At 67.2% G+C, this 22,027-nt stretch carries 21 protein-coding genes and 5 tRNA genes; 20 read left to right on the plus strand and 6 right to left on the minus strand.

Translation table 11 applies throughout. The features are described 5' to 3' along the window. Window positions 1-8: 8 nt before the first annotated feature. Both AC07OA_RS07340 and AC07OA_RS07345 read left to right on the plus strand, forming a co-directional pair. Entirely contained in the window at window positions 9-431 is a 423-nt protein-coding gene (locus AC07OA_RS07340) for a MerR family transcriptional regulator (RefSeq protein ID WP_494663134.1), read from the plus strand. Between the two features lie 74 nt (window positions 432-505). After that, window positions 506-582 (plus strand) — tRNA-Pro (locus AC07OA_RS07345). Between the two features lie 128 nt (window positions 583-710). On the opposite strand, the gene AC07OA_RS07350 is transcribed toward AC07OA_RS07345, so the two are convergent. Together AC07OA_RS07350 and AC07OA_RS07355 are read right to left on the minus strand one after the other, a co-directional pair. Next, on the minus strand, window positions 711-938 hold the full coding sequence (locus tag AC07OA_RS07350) for a DUF2842 domain-containing protein (protein ID WP_494663135.1): 228 nt from the start codon (window positions 936-938) through the stop codon (window positions 711-713). Then, window positions 935-1,198 carry a GlsB/YeaQ/YmgE family stress response membrane protein gene (locus AC07OA_RS07355; protein ID WP_494663136.1) on the minus strand — a complete coding sequence of 88 codons (264 nt, stop codon included), beginning with the start codon at window positions 1,196-1,198 and terminating at the stop codon, window positions 935-937. The genes AC07OA_RS07350 and AC07OA_RS07355 overlap by 4 nt, the downstream gene beginning before the upstream one ends. 154 nt (window positions 1,199-1,352) lie before the next feature. On the opposite strand from AC07OA_RS07355, the gene AC07OA_RS07360 reads away from it, so the two are divergent. The 5 genes from AC07OA_RS07360 to argC all read left to right on the plus strand — a co-directional run bounded on the left by AC07OA_RS07360 (window position 1,353) and on the right by argC (window position 6,310). Next, a complete protein-coding gene (locus AC07OA_RS07360; RefSeq protein ID WP_494663137.1) occupies window positions 1,353-2,384 on the plus strand; it encodes a COX15/CtaA family protein in 1,032 nt (343 codons plus the stop codon). Between the two features lie 78 nt (window positions 2,385-2,462). Next, window positions 2,463-3,968: an alkaline phosphatase gene (locus AC07OA_RS07365; protein WP_494663138.1), complete on the plus strand. Its 1,506-nt coding sequence runs from the start codon at window positions 2,463-2,465 to the stop codon at window positions 3,966-3,968. 320 nt (window positions 3,969-4,288) lie between these two features. After that, window positions 4,289-4,762, plus strand: coding sequence for a 50S ribosomal protein L13 (gene rplM, locus AC07OA_RS07370; RefSeq protein WP_494663139.1), 474 nt, complete (start codon window positions 4,289-4,291; stop codon window positions 4,760-4,762). Window positions 4,763-4,765: 3 nt separating this feature from the next. Further along, the gene (gene rpsI / locus AC07OA_RS07375; RefSeq protein WP_494663140.1) at window positions 4,766-5,239 is read left to right on the plus strand and encodes a 30S ribosomal protein S9; all 474 of its coding nucleotides are present in this window, start codon (window positions 4,766-4,768) and stop codon (window positions 5,237-5,239) included. A gap of 117 nt (window positions 5,240-5,356) precedes the next feature. Beyond that, window positions 5,357-6,310 carry an N-acetyl-gamma-glutamyl-phosphate reductase gene (gene argC, locus AC07OA_RS07380; RefSeq protein WP_494663141.1) on the plus strand — a complete coding sequence of 318 codons (954 nt, stop codon included), beginning with the start codon at window positions 5,357-5,359 and terminating at the stop codon, window positions 6,308-6,310. Window positions 6,311-6,435: 125 nt separating this feature from the next. Here argC and AC07OA_RS07385 read toward each other — a convergent pair whose 3' ends face one another. Then, the gene (locus AC07OA_RS07385; RefSeq protein ID WP_494663142.1) at window positions 6,436-7,035 is read right to left on the minus strand and encodes a DUF1287 domain-containing protein; all 600 of its coding nucleotides are present in this window, start codon (window positions 7,033-7,035) and stop codon (window positions 6,436-6,438) included. A gap of 89 nt (window positions 7,036-7,124) precedes the next feature. Then, a complete protein-coding gene (locus AC07OA_RS07390) occupies window positions 7,125-9,125 on the minus strand; it encodes a class I poly(R)-hydroxyalkanoic acid synthase (protein ID WP_494663143.1) in 2,001 nt (666 codons plus the stop codon). 95 nt (window positions 9,126-9,220) lie between these two features. Between AC07OA_RS07390 and AC07OA_RS07395 the strand changes: the two genes are divergently transcribed. The 13 genes from AC07OA_RS07395 (at window position 9,221) to AC07OA_RS07455 (ending at window position 18,732) form a co-directional block, all read left to right on the plus strand. Then, on the plus strand, window positions 9,221-9,685 hold the full coding sequence (locus AC07OA_RS07395) for a hypothetical protein (protein WP_494663144.1): 465 nt from the start codon (window positions 9,221-9,223) through the stop codon (window positions 9,683-9,685). Window positions 9,686-9,794: 109 nt separating this feature from the next. Further along, window positions 9,795-11,015, plus strand: a complete 1,221-nt coding sequence (locus tag AC07OA_RS07400; RefSeq protein WP_494663145.1) for an LL-diaminopimelate aminotransferase — start codon at window positions 9,795-9,797, stop codon at window positions 11,013-11,015. Between the two features lie 51 nt (window positions 11,016-11,066). Then, window positions 11,067-12,356 carry a homoserine dehydrogenase gene (locus AC07OA_RS07405; protein WP_494663146.1) on the plus strand — a complete coding sequence of 430 codons (1,290 nt, stop codon included), beginning with the start codon at window positions 11,067-11,069 and terminating at the stop codon, window positions 12,354-12,356. Between the two features lie 52 nt (window positions 12,357-12,408). Further along, entirely contained in the window at window positions 12,409-13,362 is a 954-nt protein-coding gene (gene glpX, locus AC07OA_RS07410) for a class II fructose-bisphosphatase (RefSeq protein ID WP_494663147.1), read from the plus strand. Window positions 13,363-13,512: 150 nt separating this feature from the next. Beyond that, window positions 13,513-14,484 carry a class 1 fructose-bisphosphatase gene (locus AC07OA_RS07415; protein WP_494663148.1) on the plus strand — a complete coding sequence of 324 codons (972 nt, stop codon included), beginning with the start codon at window positions 13,513-13,515 and terminating at the stop codon, window positions 14,482-14,484. A gap of 155 nt (window positions 14,485-14,639) precedes the next feature. Continuing rightward, window positions 14,640-16,454, plus strand: a complete 1,815-nt coding sequence (gene recJ / locus AC07OA_RS07420; RefSeq protein WP_494663149.1) for a single-stranded-DNA-specific exonuclease RecJ — start codon at window positions 14,640-14,642, stop codon at window positions 16,452-16,454. A 69-nt stretch (window positions 16,455-16,523) separates the two neighbouring features. Beyond that, window positions 16,524-16,598 (plus strand) — tRNA-Glu (locus AC07OA_RS07425). A gap of 55 nt (window positions 16,599-16,653) precedes the next feature. After that, window positions 16,654-16,728, plus strand: a tRNA-Glu gene (locus AC07OA_RS07430). A gap of 184 nt (window positions 16,729-16,912) precedes the next feature. Next, on the plus strand, window positions 16,913-17,518 hold the full coding sequence (gene cspD, locus AC07OA_RS07435; protein WP_494663150.1) for a stationary phase survival cold shock domain protein CspD: 606 nt from the start codon (window positions 16,913-16,915) through the stop codon (window positions 17,516-17,518). Window positions 17,519-17,612: 94 nt separating this feature from the next. Further along, window positions 17,613-18,131, plus strand: coding sequence for a DUF192 domain-containing protein (locus AC07OA_RS07440; protein ID WP_494663151.1), 519 nt, complete (start codon window positions 17,613-17,615; stop codon window positions 18,129-18,131). Window positions 18,132-18,204: 73 nt separating this feature from the next. After that, window positions 18,205-18,281, plus strand: a tRNA-Pro gene (locus AC07OA_RS07445). A gap of 29 nt (window positions 18,282-18,310) precedes the next feature. Continuing rightward, on the plus strand, window positions 18,311-18,616 hold the full coding sequence (locus tag AC07OA_RS07450) for an ETC complex I subunit (protein WP_165187923.1): 306 nt from the start codon (window positions 18,311-18,313) through the stop codon (window positions 18,614-18,616). Between the two features lie 39 nt (window positions 18,617-18,655). Continuing rightward, window positions 18,656-18,732, plus strand: a tRNA-Arg gene (locus AC07OA_RS07455). Window positions 18,733-19,030: 298 nt separating this feature from the next. Here the strand turns inward: AC07OA_RS07455 and AC07OA_RS07460 are convergent. Continuing rightward, window positions 19,031-19,465, minus strand: a complete 435-nt coding sequence (locus AC07OA_RS07460) for a hypothetical protein (protein ID WP_494663152.1) — start codon at window positions 19,463-19,465, stop codon at window positions 19,031-19,033. Between the two features lie 389 nt (window positions 19,466-19,854). Then, window positions 19,855-21,999: a catalase gene (locus AC07OA_RS07465; protein ID WP_494663153.1), complete on the minus strand. Its 2,145-nt coding sequence runs from the start codon at window positions 21,997-21,999 to the stop codon at window positions 19,855-19,857. Window positions 22,000-22,027 lie beyond the last annotated feature (28 nt).

Here is a 22,027-nt window from a genome sequence, read left to right on the forward strand (position 1 = left end):
TCGATGCGGTGGCGAAGGGGCCCAACGCCTTCCGCACGATTTCCGAAGCCGCCGAAGAGCTGGGCGTGCCGCAGCACGTCCTGCGTTTCTGGGAAACCAAGTTCTCGTTCATTCGCCCGATGAAGCGGGCCGGCGGGCGGCGGTTCTATCGCCCGCAGGACATCGCCGTACTCAGCGGCGTGCGCGCCCTGCTGCACGCCGAGGGCTACACCATCAAGGGCGTGCAGAAGCTGCATCGCGAGCAGGGGATCACCCACGTGATCGCCGCGGGCCTGGGCGACAACGGCTCGGCCTCGCTGGACGGTCTGGTCGCGGTCGATTCGTCCGTTCCCGTCGAGCTGGCCGACGAAGCGCGCGATCGCCTGGTCCTGGCGCTCGGCGATCTGCAGGCCGTAAAGGCCCGGCTGGACGGGCTTTTGCGGGGCGCCTGAGGGGCGCTCAAAAAGCCTCAGGAATCCCATTGCCCCCGGAGAAAGCCGCACCTATAAGGGCGCTCCTTCCGGATCGGAGCGTGGCGCAGCCTGGTAGCGCACTTGACTGGGGGTCAAGGGGTCGCAGGTTCAAATCCTGTCGCTCCGACCATTCCTCCTTCGCGGGGAAGACCGGAAGAAACGGAAAGGCCGCCCCTCGGGGCGGCCTTTTTCGTTTCCCTCCGCCCCCTACGGGGGCGGGCAGACCGCGAAGCGGTCAGGTGGGGGCAAGCAGGCGCGCTACCGCCCGACCGGCTTGTCCGCCTTGCCCATCCACGACATCAGCGGCATCAGCGGCAGGCCCCAGCCCATGCCGGCGATCACGAAATAGATCAGGTGCACCGCGCGGTTGTTAGGCAGGAAGTCGTAGAGGCTGGTGAAGATCCAGATCCAGGCGGCCAGGAACACCATGATGCCGATCCCGCCGATCAGCTTGCGGACGCGGGCGGGAATGAGGGGAGCGCTCAAGCGGGTCTCCGGAAGACGCTGGATACGATGCCGAGAACGGCCAGAAAGAAGATCGCGCCCACGCTGGAGACCAGCAGACTGCCCAGGAAGCCGTCGAACTGGAAGCCCAGGCGCTGGGCGATGAAGGTTCCGATGAACGAGCCGACGACGCCGATCAAGAGCTTGGTGAAAAGCGCGTGCCGACGGGCCAGCGCGACGTCGGCGATCCAGCCGGCCAGTATGCCTATGACGACGGCCACGAAGACGCCCACGCCGCTCATTTGAATCCGCTCCGCCCCCTCGGCGCCCCTGCGCCCACGACATCATCGCACGTGAGGCCTTACGCGTCATGACCCCATGGACGCGAGCGCCAGTCGGGCGTACGGCAAGGCTTCGCCGTATTTCGGCCCCCAACTGACGTTTTTACCGGCTGTCATGACGTCCTTCTTGCGTTCCGATCGTTCCAGGCCCGTGGCCATCTGGCTGTTCGCCGTGGCCTTCCTGGTGTTCTGCATGGTGGTGGTCGGGGGCGCGACGCGCCTGACCGACTCGGGCCTCTCCATCACCCAGTGGAAGCCGATCATGGGCGCGCTGCCGCCAATGTCGGAGGCCGCCTGGCAGGCCAATTTCGAGCTCTACAAGAAGATCCCGCAGTACAAGCTGGTCAATGCCGGCATGACGCTGGAGGCCTACAAGGGCATCTTCTGGTGGGAGTGGGCGCACCGGCTGCTGGGCCGTCTGGTCGGCATGGTGTTCGCCATTCCGTTCGTGTTCTTCCTGGTGCGCCGGATGATCCCGCGCCGCCTGATCTGGCGCTGCGCGGTGCTGTTCGGCCTGGGCGGCCTGCAGGGGCTGGTCGGCTGGTGGATGGTTTCGAGCGGCCTGTCCGAGCGGGTGTCGGTGGCCCCCGAGCGTCTGGCCACGCACCTGGGCCTGGCGCTGATCCTGTTCGTCGCCCTGGTCTGGACGGCGCTGGACGCCTGGTCCGGCTCGCCGCGCATCGAGGAGCGCACCGGCTGGCGCGGCTGGGCCCTGGCCTTCCTGGGGGCGGTGTTCTTCCAAAGCCTGCTGGGCGCCCTGGTGGCCGGCAACGACGCGGGGCTGGTCTACAACGACTGGCCGCTGATGAACGGCGCCCTGATCCCGGCCGAATACGCCGGCCACGGCTTCTGGGGCACCATCGCGCACAGCGCCGGAGCGGTGCAGCTGCATCACCGGCTGATGGCCTACGCCCTGTTCGTGGCGGCCATCGTGGTGGGCGTGGCCGCGACCCGTTCGCGCCGCCTGCCGCACGAGGCCAAGCTGACGGCCTATGCGCTGGTCGGCGTGGTCTTCGTGCAGGCGGGGCTGGGGATCTGGACCCTGATGGCCGTGGTGCCCCTGACCCTGGGCGTGCTGCACCAGGCTGGAGCGGCGGTCCTGCTGGCCACGGCGACGACGTTCGCCTGGCGGGTTCGCCGGCCCTAGCGGCTTTCGAGGCGGGCGCTCAAAGAACTGTCACGAAACGCCAGCACAGGACGTCGACCGTCCCAGCTGGAGCTTTCCGTGACCCGCGCCCCCCTGTTCCTCGCCGCCGCCCTCGTCGCCCTCTCGACCTCGGCGGTCGCCGCGCCCAAGCCCAAGGCCGCCGCCAAGCCCGTCGCGGCGACCGTGATCAACGCCGCGCCGGACGACGCCTATTTCAAGGCCGGGCAGGCGGCCCTGGCCAAGGCGCTGACGATCAATCCCCGCACCGGCAAGGCCAAGAACGTCATCCTGTTCCTGGGCGACGGCATGGGCATCTCGACCGTGGTGGCCAGCCGGATCTATGAAGGCCAGCAGCGCGGCGTCGACGGCGAGAGCAACAGCCTGGCCTTCGAGAAACTGCCCTGGACGGCGCTCTCCAAGACCTACAGCCACGACACCCAGGTCACCGACAGCGCCGCCGGCATCACCGCCATCACCACCGGCGTGAAGACCCGCAACAAGATCATCGGCCTGTCGGGCGCGGCCAAGCCCGAGAGCTGCGCCAGCGAGGCCGGCACGCACGTGGAGACCATCGCCGAACTGGCCAAGGCCCACGGCCTGTCGGCGGGCGCGGTGACCACCACCCGCATCACCCATGCCACCCCGGCCGGGACCTACGCCCACACCGCCTATCGCGACTGGGAAGGCGACGGCGACATGCCTACCGAGGCCCTGGCCGCCGGTTGCAAGGACATCGCCCGCCAACTGGTCGAGGCCCCCGCGGGCATCCGCCTGGACGTGGCGCTCGGGGGAGGGCGCTCGCGCTTCCTGCCCGAGGCCCAGTCGGGCAAGCGCGCCGACGGCCGCGACCTGACCGCCGAATGGCTGAAGGCCCCGAACGCGGCCTATGTGACCACCGACGCCGAGCTGGCGGCGCTGGACCCGGCCAAGACCGGCCCGGTGCTGGGCCTGTTCGCCAACGAACACCTGCCCTACGAGGTCGAGCGGCCGGTGCTGGGGCAGGGCGTGCCCACCCTGGCGGCCATGGCGACCAAGGCCGTCGACCTGCTGTCCAAGAACCCCAAGGGCTACTTCCTGCTGGTCGAGGGCGGCAAGATCGACATGGGCAGCCACCTGAACAACGCCAAGCGGACCCTGACCGAGACGGTCGAGTTCTCCAAGGCGGTGCAGGCGGTGATCGACAAGGTGAACCTGGACGAGACCCTGATCATCGTCACCGCCGACCACAGCCACGGCCTGGTGATCTCGGGCTACGCCGCCCGTAACGCCCCGATCCTGGGCCTGGCGGGCAACGAGGGCGACCCCATCGTGGCCGGCGACGGCAAGCCCTACACCGTGCTCAGCTTCGCCACCGGCCCCGGCGGCCCGGAAGGCGAGAACCTGCGCGCCGACCCGGCCCACGAGGACATTGACGACGTCGACTACCACCAGAACGCCACGGCCTATCTGGGCAGCTCGGCCCACTCGGGCGAGGACGTGGGCGTATTCGCCGACGGCCCGGGGGCGTACCTGGTGCGCGGCGTGGTCGAGGAGAGCTACCTCTACCAGGTGATGCGCCACGCCTACGGCTTCGACGCTCAATAAGGACCGTCATCCTCGGGCTCGTCCCGAGGATCCCTCTGTCCGCTTTCACATCGGTATCGGGATGGGGCGCTGCATTCGCGGCGCCCCTTTCTGCATTTCAAGGGCGGCCGAAATAGGGGTCCTCGGAACAAGTCCGAGGATGACGGGCACAAATGAGGTATTATGATACCTCATCGAGAAATCCCTTATCGTGTAAGGGTTTGCGGAGTTTCTTGCGCGTGCATTGTTGACAGGCCGCGAACCGTCCTGTACCTGCCGCCCCTCACGCAGACGGAGCCGCTTCCTTGGCCCCCGACGCACAAGGAATACGGATCAATCCCATGCAAAAGACCACGGCTTCCCTGAAGCCCGCCGAGGTCGAGAAGAAGTGGATCGTGGTCGACGCCCAGGACGCCGTTGTCGGCCGTCTGGCGACGTTCATCGCCATGCGTCTTCGCGGCAAGCATCGTGCTGACTACACCCCGAACGTCGACTGCGGCGACTTCGTCGTCGTGATCAACGCCGACAAGGTGAAGTTCACCGGCAAGAAGATGGACGACAAGGTCTACTATCGCCACACCGGTCACCCGGGCGGCGTCAAGTCGACCACCCCGCGCAAGCTGCTGGAAGGCCGCTTCCCGGAACGCGTCCTCGAAAAGGCCGTCGAGCGCATGCTGCCCAAGGAAAGCCCCCTGGCCCGCAAGCAACTGACCCATCTGCTCATCTACAACAACGGTGAGCACCCGCACCAAGCGCAAAGCCCGGAAGTCATCGACTTCGCTGGCCGCAACGCCAAGAACACCCGGAGCGCCTAAGTCATGTCCGAAGCTCAAGGCTTTGACGCGCTGGCCAGCCTGTCCAGCAACCCGGAAGCTGCCGCTCCCGCCGAACCCAAGATCGACGCCCAAGGCCGCGCCTATGCGACCGGCAAGCGCAAGAACGCGATCGCCCGCGTCTGGATCAAGCCCGGCAAGGGTTCGATCACGATCAACGGTCGTGACCAAGAGATCTACTTCGCTCGCCCCGTGCTGCGCATGATGATCGCCCAGCCCCTGCAGGTCACCGACCGCCTGGGCCAGTTCGACGTCGTCGTCACGGTCGAAGGCTCGGGCCTGTCGGGCCAAGCCGGCGCGATCCGTCACGGCCTGTCCAAGGCCCTGACCTATTACGAGCCCGGCCTGCGCACCGCGCTGAAGCCGCACGGCTTCCTGACCCGCGACAGCCGCGTCGTCGAGCGTAAGAAGTACGGCAAGGCCAAGGCCCGCCGCAGCTTCCAGTTCTCGAAGCGCTAAGCGCGTCTTCTACGCGTTTGGAAAAGGGCGCTTCGGTTTCGACCGGAGCGCCTTTTTTCTTGTCTTGTTTTTCTGGTCTTCTCGGCCTCCAAGCGCCGGATCCCTTGTGCGGATGTGATGTCCATGACCCCGAAAGTCTTCATCGACGGCGAAGCCGGCACCACGGGCCTGCAGATCCGCGAGCGCCTGGTCGGCCGCAAGGACCTGCAGCTGGTCTCGATCGATCCGGACAAGCGCAAGGACGCCGAAGCCCGCAAGGCGATGCTGAACAGCGCCGACGTGGTGATCCTGTGCCTGCCCGACGACGCGGCCAAGGAAGCCGTCACCCTGATCGAGGACCCCAAGGTCAAGGTGATCGACGCCTCGACGGCGCACCGCACCGCCGCCGGCTGGACCTACGGCTTCCCCGAGCTCGACCGTGAGCAGCGGGGCAAGGTGGCCTGGTCGACCCGCGTCTCGAACCCCGGCTGCTACGCCACCGGCGCCATCGCCCTGGTCCGTCCGCTGGTCACGGCCGACATCATCGCCGCCGACCTGCCGCTCTCGTTCAACGCCGTCTCGGGCTACACCGGCGGCGGCAAGGCGATGATCGCCGAGTTCGAGGACGAGACCTCGCCGAACTACACCAAGGTTCCGTACCGCATCTACGCGACGGGCCTGAACCACAAGCACCTGCCCGAGATCCAGGCTCACGGCGGCCTGCTGACCCGGCCGATCTTCACCCCGGCCGTGGGGCGCTATGCCCAGGGCATGCTGGTGGAGCTGCCTCTGCACCTGGGCATGCTGAACGGCAGCGTCTCGATGACCGAGATCCACGAGGCCCTGGCCGACCACTACGCGCGCGAGCACTTCGTGGAGGTGGCGTCGCTGAACGAGGCCAAGAGCCTGGCCACCCTCGATCCGGAAGGCCTGAACAACACCAACCGCCTGAAGCTGTTCGTGTTCGGCTCGGAAAACAGCGGCCAGGTCCGCCTGGTGGCCCTGCTCGACAACCTGGGCAAGGGCGCCTCGGGCGCGGCGGTCCAGAACTTGAACCTGATGCTGGGCCTGAAGGAAGGGGCGGGGCTTTAAGCGACAGATGCTCCCCCTTTGGGGGGAGCTGTCGCGGAGCGACTGAGGGGGCTGCGGCATAGGCCGCGCGACCCCCTCCGGCCCTCTGGGCCACCTCCCCCAAAGGGGGAGGATTTAGCGCGACTTCACGCCCGCCAGCGGTAGTGCCCCACCGCCGTGTGCAGCTTGAACATCCACAGCGGCTCCTCCCGCGCGCCCCAGCCGATATTGTGGACCACGCGCGGATGTTCCGGCCCCTGGCTGACAACGCCGATGTGCGGCCGGCCGCCCCAGACGCGCCAGGTCAGGACGTCGCCGGGACGCGGGTCGTCGAAGCGGTCGCCCGGAGTCTTGGCCGGCGCGCGCCCCAGCAGGGCGCGCTGGCGGGTCAGATAGGTCTCCAGGTTCAGCACCCGGCGATGGTCGATGTTGGAATCCGGGCCCTTCAGACCCCAGGCGCGGCGCGAGGGATAGGCGTCGAAGGCCAGGCTCATGTCCTCGTGGACGCGCTGCTGCAGGTCCACGCGCCAGGCGTCACGGGCGGCGCGCACCAGCACGTCGGCGCAGACCCCCGTCGAGCGCAGGACGTCGCCGTTGGGGTAGGGGATGGCGCGGTAGCTGGGATCGTAATCCTTGGTGACGCCCACCTGGGTGCGGGCCGCCTGGGCCAGGCGCTCGCCGCTCCCGGCCGGAAGCGCCCAGGCCAAGGCTTCGCGCGCGCCCAGCATTGGCGTCGCGACCAGCATCCCTAGCGCTGTCCGGCGGTCCAGTCCCATGGCCGCAAGCTTCACCACAATCCCGGCGGGTTTTGGGCGAACATGGGTCGGCGGCGTGACTAGGCGGCCGCGTCCGACCGCACCCGCACGAAACTGCCGGGGGCGTCCTCGATCGGCTTGAGCGGTCCCTTGGCCGGATCGCGGGCCGGGACCTGCTGGCCGGACTTGGCCTTCAGCCATTCGGCCCAGTGCGGCCACCAGGAGCCCGGATGCTCGACCGCGCCGGCGCGCCAGTCCTCGGGCGAGGGGGGCAGGGCCTGGTTGGTCCAGTGCTGGTACTTGTGGGCGTCCGGGTGGTTGATGACCCCGGCGATGTGGCCCGAGCCGGCCATGGTGAAGGTCACCGGCCCGCCGAAGGCCCGCGCGCCGCGATAGACGCTGGGATAGGGGGCGATGTGGTCGTCCTTGGACGACTGGACGTAGATGGGCGTCTTCACCTTCGACAGGTCCAGCTGCTCGCCGCCCAGGGTCAGATGGCCCTGGGTCAGGGCGTTGTCCTTGTAGAAGTTGCGCAGATAGAACAGATGCAGCGACTTGGGCATGCGCGTCTGGTCGGCGTTCCAGAACAACAGGTCGAACGGCCGGGGCTCCTTGCCCATCAGGTAGTTGCTGATGAAGAACGACCAGATCAGGTCGTTGCCGCGCAGGCTGTTGAAGGTGTCGGCCATCGACTGGCTGGAGAGATAGCCGCCCGAGCGGTCGATCTGCTCCTCGATGGTCTTGATCCAGGCTTCGTCGGTGAACAGCAAGAGGTCGCCGGCCTCGGCGAAGTCCTGCTGGGCGGCGAAGAAGGTGGCCGAGTTGATCCGCTTGTCGCCCCGGGCGGCCATGTGGGCCAGGGCGCAGGACAGCAGAGTGCCGCCGATGCAGTAGCCGACGGTGTTGACCTTATCGACGCCCGTCTGGGTCATGACCTGCTGGGTGGCGTCGTAGACGCCTTCCAGCATGTAGTCCTCGAAGGTCTTGCCGGCCTGGCGGCTGTCGGGATTGACCCACGAGGCGACGAACACCGTGAAGCCCTGGCCGGTCAGCCAGCGGATCATCGAGTTCTCCGGGCGCAGGTCCAGGATGTAGAACTTGTTGATCCACGGCGGGAAGATCAGCAGCGGGATCTCGTGCACGGTCTGCGTGGTGGGCGAGAACTGCAGGAGCTGCAGGATGTCGTTCTGATAGACCACCTTGCCCGGGGCGGTGGCGACGTTCTCGCCGACCTTGAACTTGGCCAGATCCGTCTGGCTGATGGCCAGCTGGCCGCCGCCGCGCTCGAGGTCCGCGGCGAAGTTCTGCATGCCGCGCACCAGGCTCTCGCCCTTGCTCTGCATCACCTCGCGCAGGGCGGCGGGGTTGGAGATCAGGAAGTTCGACGGCGAGAAGGCGTCGGTCAGCATCTTGGTGAAGAACTCGACCCGGCGCTTGGCGGCCGGATCCACGCCCTGGGCCTGCGAGACCAGCTCGTTCAGCCAGTTCGAGGAGAGCAGGTAGGACTGCTTCATCATGTCGAACATCGGGTTGCTGGCCCAGTCGGGGTCGCTGAACCGCTTGTCGCCGCTGGCCGGGGCCACCACGGGCGCGGTGACCTCGCCGCCCATCTTGCGGGCGGCCGACTGCCACAGGTCCATGTAGCGGCTGAAGAGATCGGCCTGGGCCCGCAGCAGGCGGTCGGGCTGGGCGGCCAGGCTGGTCATCACCTCGTTGAAGGCGGGGCCGACATGGAAGGGATCGGCGCTGAGGGCGGCGGGGCGGTCGGCCTGGCGCAGGGCGGCCTCGGCGATGGCCCCCTGGGCGGTGACGGCGGCGCGGGCCAGGTTCGCCGACAGGGTCTCCAGCATCTGGCGCTGGTCGGGCGACAGGAAGGCTTCGAAGTCCGGCATGGCGTCGGCGGGCGGCGGTTCGGAGCGCTTGGCCGATTCGGCGGCCTTGGCCTCTGGAGCCGAGGCGGGATCGGGCTTGGGGGGAACCTTCGGAGCGGCTTTGGACTTGGTCTTGGCGGCGGCGGGCGCCGCATCCGCCTTGGCGGCGGGCTTTTTGCGAGGTTTGGGGGCGGTTTCGGTCTTGGCCATCGGCGTCCTTCCACCTTCTTCTCTTGGGCCATCTCGCCTTGGCGGTTCGGATGGCCTTTCGCTTGCCGCGATCATCGCATAAGACCTGAGACAACATGAACGGCGAAACCGGTAAAATCGTACGCCCTGGCGTTCTCCTGCGTGGCGCGGCCCTGATCGGGCTGCTGTCGGGCGTGGCCGCCTGCGCCTCGCCGTTCACGCCGCCGCCGGCCGATCCGTCGTCGCCGGTGGCCGCCGCCGCCGACGCCGCGGCCAAGGACTCCCGACACGCCCGCAAGCCGACCTTCGCCGAGATCCCGGCCATTCCGACCGACGTGCGCAAGCCTGTCGAGTTCAAGAAGGCCGTGGGCGACGAGAAGCTGGCCGCCGACAAGCTGAAGCGCGACACCGCGCCCAGCACCTGGACCCTGTCGGACACCGAAGGCTACGCCGCCAAGAGCCGCAAAGCGGCCAAGGCTCCCGCGCCCGCGGCCCCCACCGAAGCCGACCGCGCCGCGACCGAAGCCTTCGCAAAGGCGGCGCGCGACCGAGCTACCGCGCCTCCGTCCAAGCCCCAATAGGGCGACGGAGGCATAAAATTCCCGTAACTGGCTTGGCTATACCCCGCTCGGGGTCTATCCATGCCCGACTTCCGCTCCCGGCGCGCCGCAGCGGCGCAATGAGCAATTCATGACCTCCGATTTCCACCGCATCCGCCGCCTTCCGCCCTACGTTTTCGAAGAGGTGAACAAGATCAAGGCGCGCCTGCGCGCCGAGGGCACGGACATCATCGACTTCGGCATGGGCAATCCCGACATGCCCACGCCCAAGCACATCGTCGACAAGCTGATCGAGACGGCGCGCGATCCCAAGGCCGGCCGCTATTCGGCGTCCAAGGGCATCGCCGGCCTGCGCAAGGCCATGGCGGGCTATTACGACCGTCGTTTCGGCGTGAAGCTGAACCCCGACACCGAGGTGATCGCCACCCTGGGCTCCAAGGAAGGCTTCGCCAACCTCGCCCAGGCCCTGACCGCGCCCGGCGACGTGATCATCTGTCCGAACCCGGCCTATCCGATCCACGCCTTCGGCTTCATCATGGCCGGCGGCGTGATCCGCCACGTGCCGGCGCTCAGCCCCGAACAGTACCTGTCCAACATCAGCCGCGCGGTGAAGCACTCGGTGCCGCCGCCTAGCGTGCTGATCCTGTCCTATCCGTCCAACCCCACCGCCCAGTCGGTGGACCTGGACTTCTACAAGGACGCCGTCGCCCTGGCGAAAAAGCACGACCTGCTGGTGATCAGCGACGTGGCCTATGGCGAGATCTATTTCGAGGACAACCCGCCGCCGTCGATCCTGCAGGTCGACGGCGCCAAGGACATCGCCGTCGAGGTCAACTCGCTGTCGAAAACCTACGCCATGGCCGGCTGGCGCGTGGGCATGGTGGTGGGCAACGCCCGCATCTGCTCGGCCCTGGCCCGGGTGAAGTCCTATCTGGACTACGGCGCCTACACCCCCGTGCAGGTGGCCGCCGCCGCCGCCCTGAACGGCCCGCAGGACTGCGTCGATGAGATCCGCGGCATCTACAAGAGCCGCCGCGACACCCTGATCAAGTCGATGAAGAGCGCGGGCTGGGACATCCCCAATCCGCCGGCCTCGATGTTCGCCTGGGCCAAAATCCCGCCGCAGTTCGAGGCGGCCGGCTCGATGCTGTTCTCGCGCCTGCTGATCGAGGAGGCCGGTGTCGCCGTCGCCCCGGGCATCGGCTTCGGCGAATACGGCGAGGGCTATGTGCGCATCGGCCTGGTCGAGAACGAGCAGCGGATCAAGCAGGCGGCCCGCAACGTCAAGAAGTTCATCGCCAACGCCGACACCATCCTGGCCAAGGCGCACAACAAGATGGAACAGGCCTGAGCCGCCGGCCCCACGGGGCGCGGCTCGGTCTCTCGAACTAGGAACGCAAGCATGACTCAGAAGACCTGGCGCGTCGGCGTCGCCGGCCTCGGCACCGTTGGCGGGGGTCTGCTGCAGTTCCTGGCCGAGCAGCCGGACTTTGCCCCGGCCGGCGAGCGGGCCGTGGTGACGGCGGTCTCGGCGCGTTCGAAGTCGAGGCCGCGCACGGTCGACATCTCGGGCCTGACCTGGTTCGACGATCCGGTGGCCCTGGCCTCGTCGCCGGACGTGGACCTGTTCGTCGAACTGGTGGGCGGCAGCGACGGTCCGGCGAAAGCCGCCGTCGAGGCGGCCCTGAAGCTGGGCAAGCCGGTGGTCACCGCCAACAAGGCCCTGATCGCCGAGCACGGCGCCGAGCTGGCCGCCCTGGCCGAGGCCAATGACGTGCCGTTGCTGTTCGAGGCCGCCGTCATGGGCGGCACCCCGGCGGTGAAGATGCTGCGCGAGGCCATGGTCGGTGACGAAGTCGTGGGCGTGGCCGGCATCCTCAACGGCACCTGCAACTTCATCCTCAGCGAGATGGAGAAGACCGGCCGCGCGTTCGCCGACGTGCTGCGCGAGGCCCAGGGCCTGGGCTATGCCGAGGCCGACCCGACCATGGACGTCGGCGGTTTCGACGCCGGCCACAAGATCAGCATCCTGGCGGCGCTCGCCTTTGGCTGCGCGCCCAACTACGACGCCGCCGAAATCGAGGGGATCAGCGAGGTCGAGCTGCTGGACATCAAGCTGGCCAAGGACCTGGGCTATCGGATCAAGCTGGTCGCCGGCGCGGCCAAGGCCGCCGACGGCGTGTCGGTGAAGGTCCATCCCTCGCTGGTGCCGCTGGAGCACCCGCTGGCCCAGGCGGGCGGGGCGCTGAACGCCCTGTTCATCGAGGGCAAGCGGATCGGCCGCATCTATATCCAGGGCCCCGGCGCGGGCGCCGGCCCGACCGCAGCCGCCGTGGCCGCCGACATCGCCGACGTCATGACCAAGGCCGTGCGTCCGGTGTTCCAGGCTCCGGCTGGCCGGCTGAAGTCGTTCGTGGCCGTCGATCCGTCCAAGTCGGTGGGCAAGGCCTATCTGCGGATCATGGTCCGCGACGAGCCCGGCGCCATCGCCGCCATTTCCGAAACCCTGGCCGAATGCGGGGTGTCGATCGACAGCTTCCTGCAAAAGCCGGTCGAGGGAGCGGGGGGCGTGCCGATCGTGCTCGTCACGCACGCGACTCCCGAATCCAATCTGCTGGATGCGATTAGCCGCATCGAAAAGCTGCACGCCGTGCTAGAGCGTCCCCGCCTTTTGCGCGTCGCGCGCATCTGAGAACCGCGCCAAGCGGTCGGAATTCAAGCCTCGCATAGGCTGGGAGACGTTGATGAGTTCGAAGACCCTGGACCGCGCGCTGGTCCTGGACGCGGTCCGCGTGACCGAAGCCGCCGCCATCGCCTCATGGACCCTGGTGGGGCGAGGCGACGAGAAGGCCGCCGACCAGGCCGCCGTCGACGCCATGCGCAACGCGCTGAACGAACTCAACATCGACGGCGAGATCGTGATCGGCGAGGGCGAGCGCGACGAGGCGCCGATGCTCTATATCGGCGAGAAGGTCGGCACGGGGCAGGGGCCCGCGATCGACATCGCCCTGGACCCGCTGGAAGGCACCACCCTGACGGCGAAAGCCATGCCCAACGCCCTGGCCGTGATGGCCTGGGCCCCCAAGGGCAGCCTGCTGAACGCCCCCGACACCTATATGGACAAGATCGCCTGCGGACCGGGCCTGCCGGCCGGGGTGATCGACCTGGACAAGTCGCCGGCCGACAACATCAAGGCCGTGGCGGCCGCCAAGGGCGTGGACCCCGAGCACATCACCGTCTGCGTGCTGGACCGCCCGCGTCACGCCGAGATCATCGCCAGCATCCGCTCGGTGGGCGCGCGCGTGAACCTGATCACCGACGGCGACGTGGCCGGGGTGATCGCCACCACCGACCCGACCACCGGCATCGACCTCTATGTCGGCTCCGGCGGCGCGCCCGAGGGCGTGCTGGCTTGCGCGGCGCTGAAGTGCGTCGGCGGCCAGTTCCAGGGGCGGCTGGTGTTCCGCAACGCCGACGAGAAGTCGCGCGCGGCCAAGTGGGGTATCACCGAGCTCGACAAGAAGTACGATCTGCACGAGATCGTCCGCGCCGACGCCATCTTCGCCGCCACCGGCGTCACCTGGGGCAACCTGCTGGACGGGGTGACCTACAAGGACGGCTTCGTTCACACCCATACGCTGGTCATGAACTCGTCGACCGGTACGGTGCGCGAAGTGCGCATGAAGCGCAGGGCCTGAGGGCCTCCGGCGAGAGGCGAATGTCGCCTCGTCGCCGGAAAATGCGTCACAACAACACTCTAGAGCCGGTCGCCGATCCGTTCGGATCGGCAATTGTCCCAGGCGTGGTCTAAGGTCGCGCCGAATCCTTTCGTCGCACGAGGCCCTTCGATGACCACCCTGACCGATCTCGCCGGATGGCTCGCTGACGAACCGGCGAGCGACGAGGTGAAGGCCGTCGTCACGGTGGTGGCCGGGGCCTGCGCCCAGATTAGCAAGGTGGTGGCGTCGGGCGCGATCTCCGGCAGCCTGGGCGCGGCCGGTCACGTCAACATCCAGGACGAAGAGCAGAAGAAGCTCGACATCATCACCAACGACATCCTGCGCGACGCCCTGAACGGCTGTCCGCTGGTGGCGGGCCTGGCCTCCGAGGAACTGGACGTGATCGAGACCACTGGGGCGGTGGGCGGTTATCTGGTGACCTTCGATCCGCTGGACGGCTCCAGCAACATCGACGTCAACGTCTCGGTCGGCACCATCTTCTCGGTCCTGCCCGCGCCGGCCGGCGTCGCGCCCAGCGAGGCCGACTTCCTGCTGCCCGGCCGCCAGCAGGCGGCGGCGGGCTATGCGGTCTACGGCCCGCAGACCATGCTGGTGCTGACCCTGTCGCGCGGCGTGGTCGGCTTCACCCTGGACGCCGACGGCGCCTGGCGCCTGACCCACGAGACCGTCGCCATCTCGCCCGACACGGCCGAGTTCGCGATCAACATGTCCAACCAGCGCCACTGGGCCCCGCCGGTGCGGGCCTATATCGACGGCTGCCTGGCGGGCAAGACCGGGCCTCGGGCCAAGAACTTCAACATGCGCTGGGTCGCCTCGATGGTGGCCGACGTCCACCGCATCCTGATGCGCGGCGGCATCTTCATGTACCCCTGGGACGCCCGCGAGCCCGATAAGCCCGGCAAGCTGCGCCTGCTCTACGAAGCCAATCCCATGTCGCTGATCGTCGAGCGCGCCGGCGGCAAGTCGACCGACGGCGTGAACCCGATCCTGGACATCCAGCCGACCAAGCTGCACCAGCGCGTGCCGGTGGTGCTGGGCTCGGCCAACGAGGTGACGCTGGTGGCGGAGCTGTCGGCTTAGGCCGGAGCGGCGTCCGCTCCTGACGCACCTGCGACCTATCTTCCAGCCTCGCGCCGCACGTGGAGCGAATCCGCCGAAGGGCGTAGGCTCGGGAGATGACCACGACAGCCAAGCTCCGCATTTTCAGCCGCTTTTTCGCCAGGAAGGGCTGAGCCATGGCTGACGGGAACCCTCCGCTCACGACCGGCCACTTCCTCGACGTCTCGCGCTCGATCAGCGGCCGGGCCTGGCGCGAGCGGCCGGGCGACGCGGCCGCCGCACGCAGCCACCAGCAGGTCCATGGCCTGTCCGAGCCCCTGGCCCGGGCCCTGGCCTCGCGGGGTGTGAGCGCGGACGCCGCCGAGCACTATCTGCGGCCCACCCTGAAGGCGCTGTTCCCTGACCCGTCCAGCTTCACGGACATGGACCGGGCCGCCGAGATCCTGATCGACGCTCTGGAGGCCGGCCGCCCGACCATGGTGTTCGCCGACTACGACGTCGACGGCGCCACCAGCGCCGCCCAGCTGGTGCGCTGGTTCCGCTACATGGGCGTGGAACTGCCCATCTACATCCCCGACCGCCTGACCGAGGGCTACGGCCCCAGTCCGGCGGCGTTCAGGACCATCCGCGACACCGGCGCAGAGCTGGTCGTCACCTTGGACTGCGGCGCGGCCGCCTATGACGCCATCGCCAGCGCCGCCACCATCGGATTGGAAGTGGTGGTGATCGACCACCACCTGATGCGCGAGGACCCGCCGGCCGCCGCCGCCGTGGTCAATCCCAACCGGCCGGGCTGCCAGAGCGGGCAGGGGGTGCTGGCCGCCGCCGGCGTGACCTTCGTCCTGCTGGCCGCTCTGAACCGCGAGGCCCGCAAGCGCGGCCTGTTCACCGACGAGCGTCCGCAGCCGGACCTGCGCCAGTGGTTGGATCTCGTCGCCATGGGCGAGGTCTGCGACGTCACCCAGCTGGTCGGCTTCAACCGCGCCCTGACCACCCTGGGCCTGCGCACCATGTCCAACTGGGGCAATCCGGGCCTGAAGGCCCTGTTCGAGGTGGGCAAGGGCTCCGGCCCCGCCAGCGTGTTCCACGCCGGCTTCATCCTGGGGCCGCGCATCAACGCCGGCGGCCGCATCGGTCGCTCCGATCTCGGCGCGCGCTTGCTGTCCACCGACGATCCCGAGGAAGCCCGTGTCCTGGCCGAGGAGCTGGACGGCCTCAACACCGAGCGCAAGGCCGTGGAAGCCGCCGTGGTCGAGGAGGCCGCCGCCATTCTCGAACGCGGCAGCAACTTCAACCCCGACGCCCCGGTGATCGTGGTGGCGGGCGAGGGGTGGCACCCCGGGGTGATCGGCATCGTCGCCGGCCGCCTGCGCGAGCGCTATCGCAAGCCGGTGGTGGTGATCGGCATCGACCGCGCCGCCAATGTCGGCAAGGGCTCGGGCCGGTCCCAGCCCGGCGTCAACCTCGGCGCGGCGATCCAGGCGGCCTATGAGGCCGGCCTGCTGATGGCCGGCGGCGGCCACGCCATGGCGGCGGGCCTGTCGATCCGCCCCGACTCGATTCCCGAGTTCCGCGCCTTCCTGGAGGAACGGCTGGCCGGCGAGATGGAAGCCGTGGGCGTCGAGGGGGTCGACATCGACGCCCTGGTCCAGCCCCGCGCCGCCAATCGCGCCCTGTGGACCGAGTTTCAGCAGCTGGCGCCGTTCGGCCCCGGCAATCCCGAGCCTATGTTCGCCCTGGCCGGCGTGCGCCCCGAGCGGATGATGGCGATGAAGGGCGGCCACGTGCGAGTCGACCTCGTCGGCCCCTCCGGCGACCGAATCAAGGCGATCTCCTGGCGCTCGGCCGAGACCTCGCTGGGCGAGCGCCTGCTGTCCGGCGGCGGCGCCCTGCACGTGGTGGGCCGTCTGAAACCGGACGATTACATGGGCCGGGAAGGGGTTCAGCTGGAGATCGAGGACGTCGCCGACCCCCGCATGCGCACGACCTGAAAAAACTGCTTTTCGTCGCTTGCGCCCCGGGGGGAAGCTTTGTATATCGCCTGCTCTTCGCGGCCACGTGGTCCCTTCGTCTATCGGTTAGGACGCCAGATTTTCATTCTGGAGAGAGGGGTTCGACTCCCCTAGGGACTACCACCGCGAAGCCTACTTAGACTTTACATGCGAATACCCGCCTAATGCAGGCGACCGTGGTCCCTTCGTCTATCGGTTAGGACGCCAGATTTTCATTCTGGAGAGAGGGGTTCGACTCCCCTAGGGACTACCACCCACCACGGCCATCAGGATTATTTCGGTCTTGTGACCGCGACGAAATGTCGCGGGACGCTGAACATGGCCGTTGTATGTCAATTGGTTATTGACGGCTCTCCTCTCGCGAGAACAGTGTTATTCTGTGGTGCTCGCCCCTTGGGCTGTCTGCCTTATGGGCTGGGGCGAGCCAGAGGGGCGGAATGTCTGGTTTCGATTTCGAGGACTCGGGGTCGCACGAAGAGTTCGTGCGGATCAGCGGTCGTGTGAAGTGGTTTGACACCGGGAAGGGCTACGGATTCATCGTGCCCGACGATCCCGGGCAGACCGGTTTGAAGGACGTGCTGCTGCACGTGACCTCGCTGCGCAACTGCGGGCGCGAGACGGCGCTGGAGGGGGCGACCATCGTCTGCGACGTGGTCAAGCGTCCCAAGGGCTGGCAGGTGTCCGAGGTGGTCGACCTGGACGAAAGCGCCGCCAGCGTGGCCCTGGAGCGCCCCAAGCGCGCGTTCGGCGACGGCGGCATGGGCCTGCGTCGTGACAACGGCTTCCGTTCTGGCATCGACAGCGGCCGCCAGGCCCTGGAGCCGGTCGGGCCGGCCGAGCGGGCCAAGGTCAAGTGGTTCAACCGCACCAAGGGCTACGGCTTCGTCGTGCGCGACAACCAGCCGGGCGACATCTTCGTGCACATCGAGACCCTGCGTCGCGGCGGGCTGGAGGATCTCCAGCCGGGCGACGACGTGATGGTGCGCTTCGCCGAAGGCCCAAAGGGCCTGGTGGTCGCCGAGATCACGCCCGGCGAGGATTGAACCGGCTTTCGCCGTCCGCCTTCGACGTCGTAGGATCGGTCGTCGCGCCTCATGACGAGGGCGACTGGCGGATGATGAGGCCTGCGTGACATTCATGACGACGATCGGTCGGCGCGCTCGAGGGCTGGCCCTGGCTTTGGTCGGCGCGGCCCTGCTCGCCGGAGGCCTCGCCGCGACGCCGGCCCAGGCCTGGCAGGCCAAGCCCAAGCCCGTCGCCGCCAATGCGTCGCTCAAGCTCGACACCGTCGAGATCGTCACCATGCGCGGCCGGGCCAAGTTCACCGTCGAACTGGCCGTGACCAAGGCCGAGCAGGCGAGGGGGCTGATGTTCCGCAAGTCGCTGGCGCCCGACCGCGGCATGCTCTTCCCCTACAAGCCGCCCCAGCGGGCCGCGTTCTGGATGAAGAACACCCTGATCCCGCTGGACATCATCTATATCGGTCCCGACGGCCGGGTGCTGTCGATCGCCCGCAACGCCGTGCCGCACGACGAGACCCCGATTCCCTCGGGCGGCCCGGTCGGCGGAGTGCTGGAGATCGCCGGTGGCCGCGCCGCCCAGCTGGGAATCCTGCCCGGCGACCGGGTGCTCAACAAAATCTTCCCGAAAGGCTGAATTCTTACAGGCCCATGGTCCCGTTCCGTTTGCCCCCGGCGCCGAAGCCCTGTAGAGCAGCCGCTCGGTGTTTCGGAGCGTAGCGCAGCCTGGTAGCGCATCTGGTTTGGGACCAGAGGGTCGCAGGTTCAAATCCTGCCGCTCCGACCACCCCGAAACGACCTGGAGAGGCTGCCTTCATGCTCGCGCGCATCTATCGCCCCGCCAAGACCGCCATGCAGTCCGGCAAGGCCAAGACCAAGGACTGGGTGCTGGAGTTCGAACCGGCCTCGGCCAGACGTCCCGACCCCCTGATGGGTTGGACCCAGTCGAGCGACATGAACGGCCAGGTGCGTCTGAACTTCGAGACCCGCGACGAGGCCGTGGCCTACGCCCAGCGCCACGAGATCTCGTTCCAGCTGTTCGAGCCCAAGACGCCCAAGCGGATCATCAAGGCCTATGCCGACAACTTCGCCGCCGGCCGCCGCCAACCCTGGACGCACTAGGCTTTCAGCCGCAAGCTTCCCAAGGAACCCTCGGGGTTCGCGCCCTTAGCTCAGCTGGATAGAGCACTCGCCTTCTAAGCGAGCGGTCGCTGGTTCGAATCCAGCAGGGCGCGCCACTGGCCTTTGCGGTCCAAAAGTCGTTGAAATACAAATGCTTGCGAGGTTCCGCCGTTTGTACGACTTGGTCTCGATTCTTGGTAAGTATCTGTAATTGCTATATTAAATGTGGTTCGAATCCCTCATGGTGAAATGCCACTAAATGCATCGCGATGCGGTATTAATATACCCATCCGCGCGAACGGTTTGTCCTTCTGTGACACCGTATTCGCTTCAAGGGCGATAAGTGGCAATGCAATGGTTGTGTGCCACGACAGCTATCGTGCCAGTTCCAACTTAGAGAAAAGCGCCTCGCGTCTATCGCTTGCGCCGGCGCGGCAAAGGTTCGAGTTTGATGATAAAGGAATAGGCGTCGTCATCGGTCCAATAGATTTCATTGGATCCAAGCGATGTCTTTTTCCAGACATGTTCTTCGTTGTTTCGTCGCCATCGGGAAAGGGCGGATAGACTCTTAAAGCCCATTCTGGCCGAGAGCGACGTCAGCGTTATGCCAGGTTCAGAATACCAATCTTCAATCATCGTAAAGCGGGCATGCTTCAAGAGATCCGAATAGCTCGTCGCTTCACTCTCCAAGCTTCGATGAAGTGTGCGCCGATTCATGGAAAGGCGCTTCGCCACCGCTTGCTCGGTGCAGAATCCTGACGGCAATAGCTCGACGATCAGCGCAAGTACTTTGGCGCTGAGGCTGTCTCGAGCATGGCTGCTCGAGCCTTTTCCAGCCTTGAGACTCATGATGTCGGCCTGCCAGAACGTCTCAATAGGTCATGCCGAACGTCTCAAATCGTCAAGTGTGACGGCCTGTGCGCAATCGCTCCTACCGCCGCCTCTTCATCGCCACGGCACTGGCGTTCTCCAGACCAGCATGGTCGCCGTGGTGCTCGGCCTGACGTCCCACGACCTGGCGGGAGCCGGTGTCGGTAAAAAAATTCTCAGCGCGGTGCTGCCGAGATGTTGGCCTATATCGGCGTGATTCCGTTCGTCTTAGCTTGGCGCTCCTCTGACCTTGGGAGAGTCCGCCTTTCGGGCCTTATCGCTACGCAACAACGCTTCAAAGGGCGTCTTCGGCCGCCCATGCGCCAAGGCAGCGCATGGGCGGCCGGAGTTTTACTCGGCGTTCCGGTTTAGAAGACCTTGCGCACGAGCGGTTCGCGCGCCCAGATGCGGCCGGCCTGCGCCGCCGCGATAAAGTCGTCGATCGAAGCCTTTGGCAGGTTGATCAAGCCGGCGTCGACGTCTGGATTGGCGTCCGAGAGCCCGCCCTTGACGAACAACGGGGCGGCCGATGGCAGGTAAGCGATGACCTTCAGGTGGCCGAAGGCGTCACGCACGAAGTTGACCGCCGTGGCTTCCAGCGCCAGGGCGGCGCCGCCCTCGTCGGAGGGCAACAGCACGACGGCGTCGAACAGCACGGAGGGCCCGCCGTCCACGCGGAAGTCGGCCGCGAGCAACTCGCCGCCCGCCGTGACCACGCCGGTGATCGTCGGCGCGACGATGGCCAGCTTGGCGCCGGCCGCCGTCACCGCCTCGCGGAGCTGCGCCAGCAAGGCGTCGTCCACGCCGTCGGTCACCAGGCAACCGACCTTGCGGCCGAGTAGCCCCGGCGCGGCCTTGGCCAGGATGCTGAGTGCGGGCGACAGCTCCATCTCGACGGCCGGGACCGAAGCCGGCGCTGGCGTGATCTCGCCGCGTCGGCCAAGGCCTGTCGCGACGCGCAGGGCCAGGGTTTCGTCGATGTTGGTGAGGCGTGACAGCATCGCCTCGCGAACTGCGGCCACCTGGCAGCGGCTCAGTTCGAAGATCAGGGCCGCGACGATGTGATCCCGCTCCGGTTCGGTCTGGCTGAAGAAGAACATCCGGGCCTGGGTGTAGTGGTCGGCGAAGGTCTCGGGGCGCAGGCGAAGCTGCTCGCCCGTCTCGACGCTCGGGAAGGTGTGGTAGCCGGTCTCGAGGGACTCCCGCGCCACGTCCGCGCCCAGGTTGGAAGGCTCGTAATTCACCTGACCCTTGGGCACGTTCATCTGCATGTGGCCGTCGCGTTGCAGGTTGTGGAACGGGCACTTGGGCTGGTTGATCGGGATCTGGTGGAAGTTGGGCGAGCCCAGGCGCTTGAGCTGAGTGTCCTGATACGAGAACAGCCGGCCCTGCAGCAGCGGGTCGTTGGTGAAGTCGATGCCGGGCACAACGTGCGAGGTGCAGTAGGCGACCTGTTCGGTCTCGGCGAAGAAGTTGTCGGGGTTGCGATCCAGGACCATGCGGCCGACCACCCTTAGCGGGATAACCTCTTCGGGAATGACCTTGGTCGCGTCGAGCACGTCGAAGGGCAGAGCGTCGGCTTGCTCCTGGGTGAAGGTCTGCAGGCAGAACTCCCACTCGGGGAAGTCGCCGGTGTCGATCGCTTCCCACAGGTCGCGACGGTGGAAATCGGGATCGGCGCCGTTGATCTTGACCGCTTCATCCCAGACCACGGACTGGGCGTTGAGCTTCGGGCGCCAGTGGAACTTCACGAAGGTCGACCCGCCCGCGGCGTTGACCAGCCGGAACGTGTGAACGCCGAACCCTTCCATCATCCGGTAGGAGCGGGGGATGGTGCGGTCCGACATGATCCACATGATCATGTGCATGCTCTCGGGCGTCAGCGAGATGTAGTCCCAGAAGGTGTCGTGCGCGGTCTGGGCTTGCGGGAACTCGCGATCGGGGTCGGGCTTGGCCGCGTGGATCAGGTCCGGGAACTTGATGGCGTCCTGGATGAAGAACACAGGGATGTTGTTGCCGACGAGATCGAAATTGCCCTGCTGGGTGTAGAACTTGACCGCGAAGCCGCGAACGTCGCGGGCCAGGTCGGACGAGCCCTTGTTGCCGGCCACGGTCGAAAAGCGGGTGAAGACGGGGATGCGCTCGCCGACCCGCTGCAGGAAGTCGGCGCTGGTGACGTCGGCGGCCGAGTCCAGGCATTCGAAGAAGCCGTGCGCGGCAGAGCCGCGGGCGTGGACCACGCGCTCGGGAATGCGCTCGTGGTCGAAGTGCATGATCTTTTCGCGCAGGATGAAGTCCTGCAGCAGCACCGGTCCCCGTGCGCCCGCCTTCAGCGAGTTCTGGTTATCGGCGATGGGCACACCTTGATTGGTGGTCAGCTGGGCGGCCGGCTCGCCGGCCTGCTGGTGCAGCTCGCCGCCCGGGGCGACCAGGGTTTCACCGAGCGCGCCGTTGCGCGCCTGGTCCTTGTTCACGGGTGTCTTGGAGGGAGTCTTCGAGGGGCTCTTGGCCATGGGGTGTCCTTCGAGCGCCAGGCTCGAT

The organism is Caulobacter sp. GW821-FHT09B08, from assembly GCF_059418225.1.

Coding starts and splice junctions, on each gene's coding strand:
- AC07OA_RS07450 (WP_165187923.1), top strand. CDS start 18,311: ATGCTCGCGCGCATCTATCGCCCCGCCAAGACCGCCATGCAGTCCGGC.
- AC07OA_RS07385 (WP_494663142.1), bottom strand. CDS start 7,035: ATGCTGGTCGCGACGCCAATGCTGGGCGCGCGCGAAGCCTTGGCCTGG.
- glpX (WP_494663147.1), top strand. CDS start 12,409: ATGAGTTCGAAGACCCTGGACCGCGCGCTGGTCCTGGACGCGGTCCGC.
- argC (WP_494663141.1), top strand. CDS start 5,357: ATGTCCATGACCCCGAAAGTCTTCATCGACGGCGAAGCCGGCACCACG.
- AC07OA_RS07405 (WP_494663146.1), top strand. CDS start 11,067: ATGACTCAGAAGACCTGGCGCGTCGGCGTCGCCGGCCTCGGCACCGTT.
- AC07OA_RS07390 (WP_494663143.1), bottom strand. CDS start 9,125: ATGGCCAAGACCGAAACCGCCCCCAAACCTCGCAAAAAGCCCGCCGCC.
- cspD (WP_494663150.1), top strand. CDS start 16,913: ATGTCTGGTTTCGATTTCGAGGACTCGGGGTCGCACGAAGAGTTCGTG.
- AC07OA_RS07440 (WP_494663151.1), top strand. CDS start 17,613: ATGACGACGATCGGTCGGCGCGCTCGAGGGCTGGCCCTGGCTTTGGTC.
- rpsI (WP_494663140.1), top strand. CDS start 4,766: ATGTCCGAAGCTCAAGGCTTTGACGCGCTGGCCAGCCTGTCCAGCAAC.
- AC07OA_RS07355 (WP_494663136.1), bottom strand. CDS start 1,198: ATGAGCGGCGTGGGCGTCTTCGTGGCCGTCGTCATAGGCATACTGGCC.
- recJ (WP_494663149.1), top strand. CDS start 14,640: ATGGCTGACGGGAACCCTCCGCTCACGACCGGCCACTTCCTCGACGTC.
- AC07OA_RS07400 (WP_494663145.1), top strand. CDS start 9,795: ATGACCTCCGATTTCCACCGCATCCGCCGCCTTCCGCCCTACGTTTTC.
- rplM (WP_494663139.1), top strand. CDS start 4,289: ATGCAAAAGACCACGGCTTCCCTGAAGCCCGCCGAGGTCGAGAAGAAG.
- AC07OA_RS07465 (WP_494663153.1), bottom strand. CDS start 21,999: ATGGCCAAGAGCCCCTCGAAGACTCCCTCCAAGACACCCGTGAACAAG.
- AC07OA_RS07395 (WP_494663144.1), top strand. CDS start 9,221: ATGAACGGCGAAACCGGTAAAATCGTACGCCCTGGCGTTCTCCTGCGT.
- AC07OA_RS07460 (WP_494663152.1), bottom strand. CDS start 19,465: ATGAGTCTCAAGGCTGGAAAAGGCTCGAGCAGCCATGCTCGAGACAGC.
- AC07OA_RS07415 (WP_494663148.1), top strand. CDS start 13,513: ATGACCACCCTGACCGATCTCGCCGGATGGCTCGCTGACGAACCGGCG.
- AC07OA_RS07360 (WP_494663137.1), top strand. CDS start 1,353: ATGACGTCCTTCTTGCGTTCCGATCGTTCCAGGCCCGTGGCCATCTGG.